Source organism: Actinotalea sp., assembly GCF_041597215.1.
Taxonomy (GTDB): domain Bacteria; phylum Actinomycetota; class Actinomycetes; order Actinomycetales; family Cellulomonadaceae; genus Actinotalea.
The window spans coordinates 1-7,777 of the sequence record NZ_JBFHHB010000156.1; the positions used below are offsets into that span (position 1 = coordinate 1).

General features: G+C 72.9%; 3 protein-coding genes and 1 pseudogene. All 4 read left to right on the plus strand.

The annotated features are described in order from the left end of the window. Positions 1 to 211 (plus strand): annotated as a pseudogene (locus ABWK99_RS11210) (hypothetical protein); the annotation flags it as partial. A gap of 56 nt (positions 212 to 267) precedes the next feature. After that, entirely contained in the window at positions 268 to 1,359 is a 1,092-nt protein-coding gene (locus tag ABWK99_RS11215) for a mandelate racemase/muconate lactonizing enzyme family protein (RefSeq protein WP_372594787.1), read from the plus strand. A 116-nt stretch (positions 1,360 to 1,475) separates the two neighbouring features. Next, positions 1,476 to 4,421, plus strand: coding sequence for a glycoside hydrolase family 2 TIM barrel-domain containing protein (locus ABWK99_RS11220; protein ID WP_372594788.1), 2,946 nt, complete (start codon positions 1,476 to 1,478; stop codon positions 4,419 to 4,421). 81 nt (positions 4,422 to 4,502) lie between these two features. Continuing rightward, positions 4,503 to 7,777: DUF5107 domain-containing protein (locus ABWK99_RS11225; protein WP_372594789.1), on the plus strand; the 3,275-nt coding region annotated here is incomplete at its 3' end.

Sequence of the window (7,777 nt, forward strand, 5' to 3'; positions counted from 1 at the left end):
GCCGATCGCGGCAGGGCCGCTGCGCAGGCGAACGCCGACGACGACGCCGCTCGACGGCGTGCGCTGGGGGCTCAGCCACGACGTCTCGGGACCGTGGCACTTCATCACGGGGTTCCGAGCCGACGAGCGAATGAAGGACCTGTACGCCGCCGGGATCTCGCCAGAGACCGCGCCGGCTGCCGGGTCCTGGACCAGCACCCCGACCGACTGACGACCGTCCCTGCGTGGCACTGCCGCGCCGGGATCCTCGAGAGAGATGTGGAGACGATGGCCAAGATCGAACGGGTGCGGACCGACCTGTTCCGGGTCCCCCTGGAGCGGCGGCTGACCGACAGCACGCACGGCGTGATGATCGACTTCGAGCTCATCACGGTGCGCATCGAGGACGCCGACGGTCGGCAGGGCCTCGGCTACACCTACACCGTCAACCACGGGGGTGCAGCCGTCGCCACCATGGTCGAGCGTGACCTCGCCCCCGTGATCCTCGGGAAGGATGCGGCGCGCATCGAGGAACGCTGGCAGGACATGTGGTGGACCCTGCACTACGCGGGTCGAGGGGGGCACGCCACCTCGGCGATCTCCGCGGTCGACATCGCCCTGTGGGACCTCATGGGGGTCACCGCCGGCCTGCCGCTGTGGAAGCTCTTCGGAGGGTACGACCCGACGGTCCCGGTGTACGCCGGGGGGATCGATCTCGAGCTCTCGCTCGAGGAGCTGCTCGCGCAGACCGACGCCTTCCTCGACGACGGCTTCCGTGCGATCAAGATGAAGGTCGGTCGCGCGGACCTGCGTCAGGACGTGGCTCGCGTGGCGGCGATGCGTGAGCACCTCGGCGACGGCTTCCCGCTCATGGTCGACGCGAACATGAAGTGGACGGTCGACGGCGCGCTGCGCGCGTGCCGGGCCCTTGAGCCCTTCGACCTGCTGTGGGTCGAGGAGCCGACGATCCCGGACGACCTGCGCGGCAACGCGCGGATCGTCGACGGCGGCCGTCACGCGATCGCCGCAGGGGAGAACCTGCACACCGTCTACGAGTTCGCCCAGGCGATCGACGCGGGCGCCGTCACCCTCCCTGAACCCGATGTCAGCAACATCGGCGGGTACACGGCCTTCCGGAAGGTCAGCGCGCTCGCCGAGGCGAACAACCTCCTCCTGACCTCCCATGGGGTGCACGACCTCACGGTGCACCTGCTCGCGGCCGCCCCGCACCGGACGTTCATGGAGGCGCACGGCTTCGGGCTGACGGCGTTCATCGTCGACCCGATGCCGGTCGTCGACGGGCACGTGACCGCACCGGACACACCGGGGCACGGCGTCGCGCTCGACTTCGAGGCTCTCGCGGCACGCGCGCCCCACTGACCGTTCGCCCACTGACCGTTCGGCCACCGGCCGCGCGCCCACTCACCGCGCGGGTCCGCCCACCGCGCACGCCCCTGACCGCGCACGTCCGCCGCGTCTTCCCCGGAGGTCGATCCATGCTCCCCGAGATCGGGGCCCTGCGTCCCTGGGCCGATCCGTCGGTGGTCGCGCTGAAACGGCTGCCGATGCACACCTCCTCGGCGTCCGCGTCGGCGTCGCTCGACGGACAGTGGGTCTTCCGGCTGTTCTCCTCCCCGGACGCGGTCCCGACGGACGCCGTCCTCGGCTCGACGCCGGTGGTGGGAGCCGGCTGGACCGCGCTCCTCGTCCCGGGAACCTGGTCGATGCAGGGCGTCGGTGACGGGCCGCACTACACGAACGTCCGGATGCCGTTCGCGGGTCCGCCGCCCCGGCTTCCCGAGCACAACCCCACCGGTGTCTACCGGCGGGAGTTCTCGCTCGACCAGCACGTGGAGGGCCGGACGGGCCCCCTGGTCCTGACCGTCGGCGGCGCGGACGCCGTGCACGTGGTCTACGTCAACGGCACCCTGGTCGGCTACGGCACGGACGCCCGGCTGCCGAGCGAGTACGACATCTCGCCCGCCGTTCGCCCCGGCCGCAACGACCTCGCGATCGTCGTCGTGCGGTACGCGGCGCACAGCTACCTCGAGGACCAGGACGCCTGGTGGTTGGCCGGACTGCACCGGGGCGTGCGGCTCGAGCGACGCCCGCCCATCCGGGTGGCGGACGTGCGGGTCACCGCCGACTTCGACCCCGCGACCCGGCTCGGCTCGATCGCGCTCGCCGTCCAGGTCGACCCGGGGCAGGCTCCGTCCGCAGGGTTGCGGGTGCGCTGGTGGGTCGAGACCCCGAGCGGCGCACGCCTCGTCCCGGTGGTCGAGGGTCCGGTCCCTCACGAGCACGCGCGGGCGTACGAGTTCACCGGTTTCGTCGTCGATGCGGCACTGGACGGACTCCGGGTCGAGCCGTGGAGCGCGGAGCGACCCGCGCTGTACACCTGCCGGGTCGAGCTCGTCGACGCGCTCGGCGAGGTCGTCGACTCCACGAGCCGGCGCCTCGGGTTCCGGCGCGTGCGGGTCGAGGGCAACCGCTTGCTGGTCAACGGGGAGCGCGTCTGGATCTTCGGGGTCAACCGCCACGACCATCATCCCGACCGTGCATCGGCCGTCACCGTCGAGGACCTCAGGTCCGACCTGGTCACCATGCGGCGGCACAACGTCAACGCGATCCGGACCTCGCACTACCCGAACGACGACGCCTTCTACGACCTGTGCGACGAGCTCGGGTTCTACGTCGTCGACGAGGCCAACCTCGAGGCCCACGCCTACAACCGGTCACTCGCCGACGACCCGAGGTACCGCGCGGCGTGGCTCGACCGCGGGGCGCGCATGGTCGAGCGGGACCGCAACCACCCGTGCGTGATCCTGTGGAGCCTGGGCAACGAGTCGGGGTACGGGGTCAACCACGACGCGCTCGCGGCGTGGATCCGCAGCACCGACCCGAGCCGGCCCGTGCACTACGAGGACGCGATCCGGATCGAGGGCTGGCAGGAGGGCGGACGCCAGGTCACCGATCTCGTGTGCCCGATGTACCCGTCGATCGACGAGATCCGGGAGTACGGAGAGTCGACCACGGGCCCTGGCGGCGGTCGTCCGCTGATCATGTGCGAGTACTCCCACGCGATGGGCAACAGCAACGGCTCGCTCGGCGACTACTGGGACGTGATCACCACGACTCCCGGTCTCCAGGGCGGCTTCCTGTGGGAGTGGAAGGACCAGGCGCTGCGCCAGACCCTGCCCGACGGCCGGGTCCGGCTCGCGTACGGCGGGCAGTTCGGTGACCGGCCGCACGACGGCAACTTCGTGGCGGACGGTCTGGTGGCTGCCGACGGAACCCCGCACCCGGCGATGGCCGAGGTCGCCTGGGTGCACCGACCCGTGACCGTGCACCTCGACGACGGAGCGCTGGTGGTCACGAGTCGACGGTTCTTCGCCTCCCTCGACGACCTCGACTGCACGTGGGAGCTCGTCGTCGACGGCGAGGTGACCCGATCCGGGTCATGGGACCTGCCGCTGGAGGCGGGGGAGCGCCGCGTCGTCCCGGTGCCGGTTCCCGTCCCGGACAGAGGCGACACCCGGCTCACCGTGCGCTGGACGACCCGTTCCGATGCGTGGTTCGCGCCGGCGGGGTATGCGCTCGCCTGGGACCAGGTCGTGCTGCGCGCGGAGCGGATCGCCCCGGTGCCGACGGGGCGCCCGGTCGACGACCTCTGGCCGGATGCGCACACCGAACCCCGGCCCGCCGTGTGGCGGGCCGCGACGGACAACGACGGCGTCAAGGCCGCCGTCGACGGCGCCGCCGACCTCGGACTCGGCGGTTCGACGTTGGCGCGTTGGCGTGCGCTCGGGCTCGACCGGCTGCCGGCGGAGTCCGTCGTGCGGCACGAGGTGACGACGGAACGGACCGAGCACGGCGTGCGCGCCCGGCACGGCTTCGAGGTCCCTGCCGACCTGGACGACCTCCCCCGGGTCGGCGTCGTCCTGGAGGTCGATCCACGGTTCACCTCGCTGCGCTGGTGGGGTCGTGGCCCGCACGAGAACTACCCCGACCGGGCCAGGTCGGCAGTGCTGGGCACGTGGACCGCCGCCGTCGAGCCGTGCCCGTACCTGGTCCCGCAGGAGTTCGGGTTGCGCACGGACACCTCGTGGCTCGAGCTCGAGGACCCGCACACCGGGGACCGGATACGCATCTCCACGCTGGGCGAGCCGTTCGCGTGGTCGGCGACCCGGTTCGGCGCGCACGACCTGTTCGAGGCGAGCAACGACAGCGACCTCGTGCCCGGTCCGCGCCTCGTGGTCCACCTCGACGCCGCGCATCGCGGGATCGGGACGGGAGCCTGCGGGCCGGACGTCCTTCCGCAGTACCGCGTCCGCCCCGGACGGTACGAGCTCGCCTATGCGGTGTCCGGTACCGCTGGGCTGGGCGGCGTCCACCAGGCGCCGCTGGAGCAGGAGCACAGGCCGCTCGTGCGGCCCGACTGACACCCGACCAGGGTCCGATGAGTCCGTAGGGAAGAGCCGAGGGAGAGCCGAGATGACTGCGTGGATGCCGGTGGTGTGGCGATGAGCGCCGACCGTAACGAGAGGACTCGCCTGGTCCTGCCGGATCGCCCCGAGGCGCTCGCCGCCCGCGCGGTCGCGGCCTGGCAGGAGCCCGTCGAGATGCCGACGTACGAGCCCGCCACGCCCGACCGCTACCCGGCCTACTTCGACCGCCGGGTCTACCAGGGTTCCTCCGGCAGGGTGTACCCGCTGCCCTTCCACGACCGGATCGGCGCGGAGCCGTCGCTGAGGTCCTGGGGTGCGGTGCACCTGGAGAACCGCTGGCTCCGGGTCATGCTGCTGCCGGAGCTCGGTGGCCGGATCCACGTCGCCGTGGACCGGACCACCGGCTACGACCTCTTCTACCGCAACGACGTCATCAAGCCGGCGCTCATCGGGCTGGCCGGGCCGTGGATCTCCGGCGGGGTCGAGCTCAACTGGCCCCAGCACCACCGCCCGGGCACCTACCTGCCGACCGACGTGTCGATCGAGGAGGAGGAGGACGGCAGCGTGACGGTCTGGTGCTCGGACCACGACCCGCTGACCCGGATGAAGGGCATGCACGGGGTCCGGCTCTCGCCCGATCGCGCGACGCTCGAGCTGCGTGTGCGGCTGTACAACCGCAGCGAGATCACCCAGACCTTCCTGTGGTGGGCCAACGTCGCGGTCCGCACGCACGAGGACTACCAGTCGTTCTTCCCTTCCGACGTGCACCAGGTGGCCGACCACGCCCGCCGCGCCACGACCTCGTTCCCCGCCTCCGACGGTTACTACTACGGGATCGACTACTCCACGCGGGCCGAGCAGCTGACCGACGCCTGCGACGGCACGCCGGTGCCCGGCGACCGCCTCGACTGGTACCGCAACATCCCGGTGCCCACCTCCTACATGTGCGTCGGCAGCGACGCGGACTTCTTCGGCGGCTACGACCACGCGGCCCGGGCCGGGATGGTGCACGTGGCCGACCGCCGGGTCGCCGTCGGCAAGAAGCAGTTCACCTGGGGCGACGGGGCGTTCGGGCACGCCTGGGAGCGCAACCTCACCGACGACGGAAGCCACTACCTCGAGCTCATGGCCGGGGTCTTCACCGACAACCAGCCGGACTTCAGCTGGCTCGCCCCGGGTGAGACGAAGGTCTTCTCCCAGTTCTGGTACCCGATCCAGGAGATCGGGCCGGCTGTCGCGGCGAACCTCGACGCTGCCGTGGCCCTGACCGTGCGCGCGGCGAGCGACGGGACCGGTGCAGCCGTGTCCGCGCGCGTCGGCGTCGTCGTCACGCGGGAGACCGGGCCGGTCGCCGTCGAGGTCGTCGACCCGACCGGCCGGGTGCTCGCCGAGTCCTCGGTCGACGTCGCCCCCGGGTCGCCCGCCGTCGTCGACCTCCGTCTCGTCGACGGCGCGGACCCGGCGACGGTCGGCGTGCGGCTGCGCCTGGACGGCGCTGAGCTCCTGTCCTGGACGCCGCCGACCGCGACGGCCCCCCCGATGGAGCCGGCGACGGAACCGCCCGCGCCCACCGAGGTCGCCTCGGTCGAGGAGCTGTACCTCACGGGTCTGCACATCGCGCAGTACCGTCACCCGACGCGGTCCCCGCTGCCGTACTGGACCGAGGCGCTGCGCCGCGACCCGGGACATGCGCCGACCTGTACGGCGCTGGCGGCCCTGGCGTACACCGAGGGGCGGTACGCCGATGCCGAGGGGCACGCTCGCACGGCCCTGGCCCGGCTGACCCGGCGCAACGCCAACCCGGCGGACTCGGGAGCCCACTACCTGCTCGGGCTGGCCCTGCGCCGGCAGGGCCGTGCGGCCGAGGCCTACGACGCGTTCGGCAAGGCGTCGTGGGTGCGTGGCTGGCGAGGTTGCGCCGGGTACCAGATGGCCGTGCTCGACGTGGCCGCCGGCCGGGACGGCGACGCCCTGCATCGCCTGGAGGACGTGCTGCGCACCGAGCCCGAGCACCTGCAGGCGCGGGCCCTGCGCGTCATCGTGCTGCGTCGCCTCGGTCGATCGGCCGAGGCCGAGGCGCTCCTGCAGGACACCCTCGCGCTCGACCCGCTCGACTGGTGGAGCCGTGACCTGCGCGGCGACGAGCTCAGCTGCGATGCGCAGACCTGCCTCGACCTCGCGCTGGAGTACGCCTCCTGCGGGCTGCCGGACGTGGCCCTGGGGGTGCTGGGGGGCGCTGCCGAGCAGGAGGCGCACCGGGTCGCCGGGGCCCCTGCGACCGGCCCGCTGCTCGGCTACCACGTCGCCGCGTTGCACGAGCGGCGCGGCGACAGCGCGGCGGCCGCCGCCGCGCTCGAGGCCGCCCGCGTCGCCGATCCGTCGTGGTGCTTCCCCGTGCGCCTGGACGACGCCGACGCCCTCGGGCAGCAGCCGACCGACGGTCGGGCCGCCGGGCTCCTGGGTCACTGGCTCTACGCCCATGACCGACCGGCAGACGCGATCGCCGCCTGGCAGCGGGCCGTGGCGGCGGTGCCCGAGGACGTCGTCTCCTGGCGCAACCTCGGCCTCGCGGCGATCAACCGGACGGGCGACCCTCGTCGTGCCCGGGAGGCCTACGACGCCGCGCTGCGGGTGGCGCCGGACGATCCCCAGCTCGTCGTCGAGAGCGACCAGCTCGCGCTCCTCACCGGGGAGGCCCCGGCCGCCCGTCGCGCGTACCTCGAAGGGCACGCGCACCTGCTGGCCGACCGGGACGGAGCGGCGGTCGAGCTCGCCCACCTGTCCCTCGACCTCGGCGACGCCGACGCCGCCCATGCCGTGCTGAGCACCCGGGTCTTCGGGGCGGCCGAGGGGGGCGAGGGGCAGGTCCTCGAGGTCTGGGAGCGGAGCAGGCTCGCGCTCGCGCGCAGGGCGACGGCGGCCGGGGACACGGCTCGCGCGGTCGCGCTGGTCGAGGAGGCCCTGGACCCGCCGTCGACCCTCGGGGAGGCACGGCACCCGCTGACCAACCCGGCGCATCTGCATCTCGCTCGGGGTGACGCCCTCGCGCTCGCCGGCGACCGTGACGCGGCCGAGGGGGCCTGGCGGCGGGCGGCCGATGCGGAGGGCGACTTCCGCGCCATGAACGCCGAGCCGTTCAGTGAGGCCACCTACTTCTCGGTCCTGGCCCAACGGCGGCTCGGTCAGGTCGACAGGGCCGAGCGGACCGTCGCGGACCTGGCGGCCCACATCGACCGACTGCGGGAGGAACCCGCCACCATCGACTACTTCGCGACCTCGCTGGCGACCCGGTTGGTGTTCAACGAGGACCTCGACGTGGCCCGGCGTCGCCGGATCGCGTTCCTCGACGC

Excerpts from the sequence above, each read along its gene's own strand:
- ABWK99_RS11215 (WP_372594787.1), top strand. The coding sequence starts at position 268 with ATGGCCAAGATCGAACGGGTGCGGACCGACCTGTTCCGGGTCCCCCTG.
- ABWK99_RS11220 (WP_372594788.1), top strand. The coding sequence starts at position 1,476 with ATGCTCCCCGAGATCGGGGCCCTGCGTCCCTGGGCCGATCCGTCGGTG.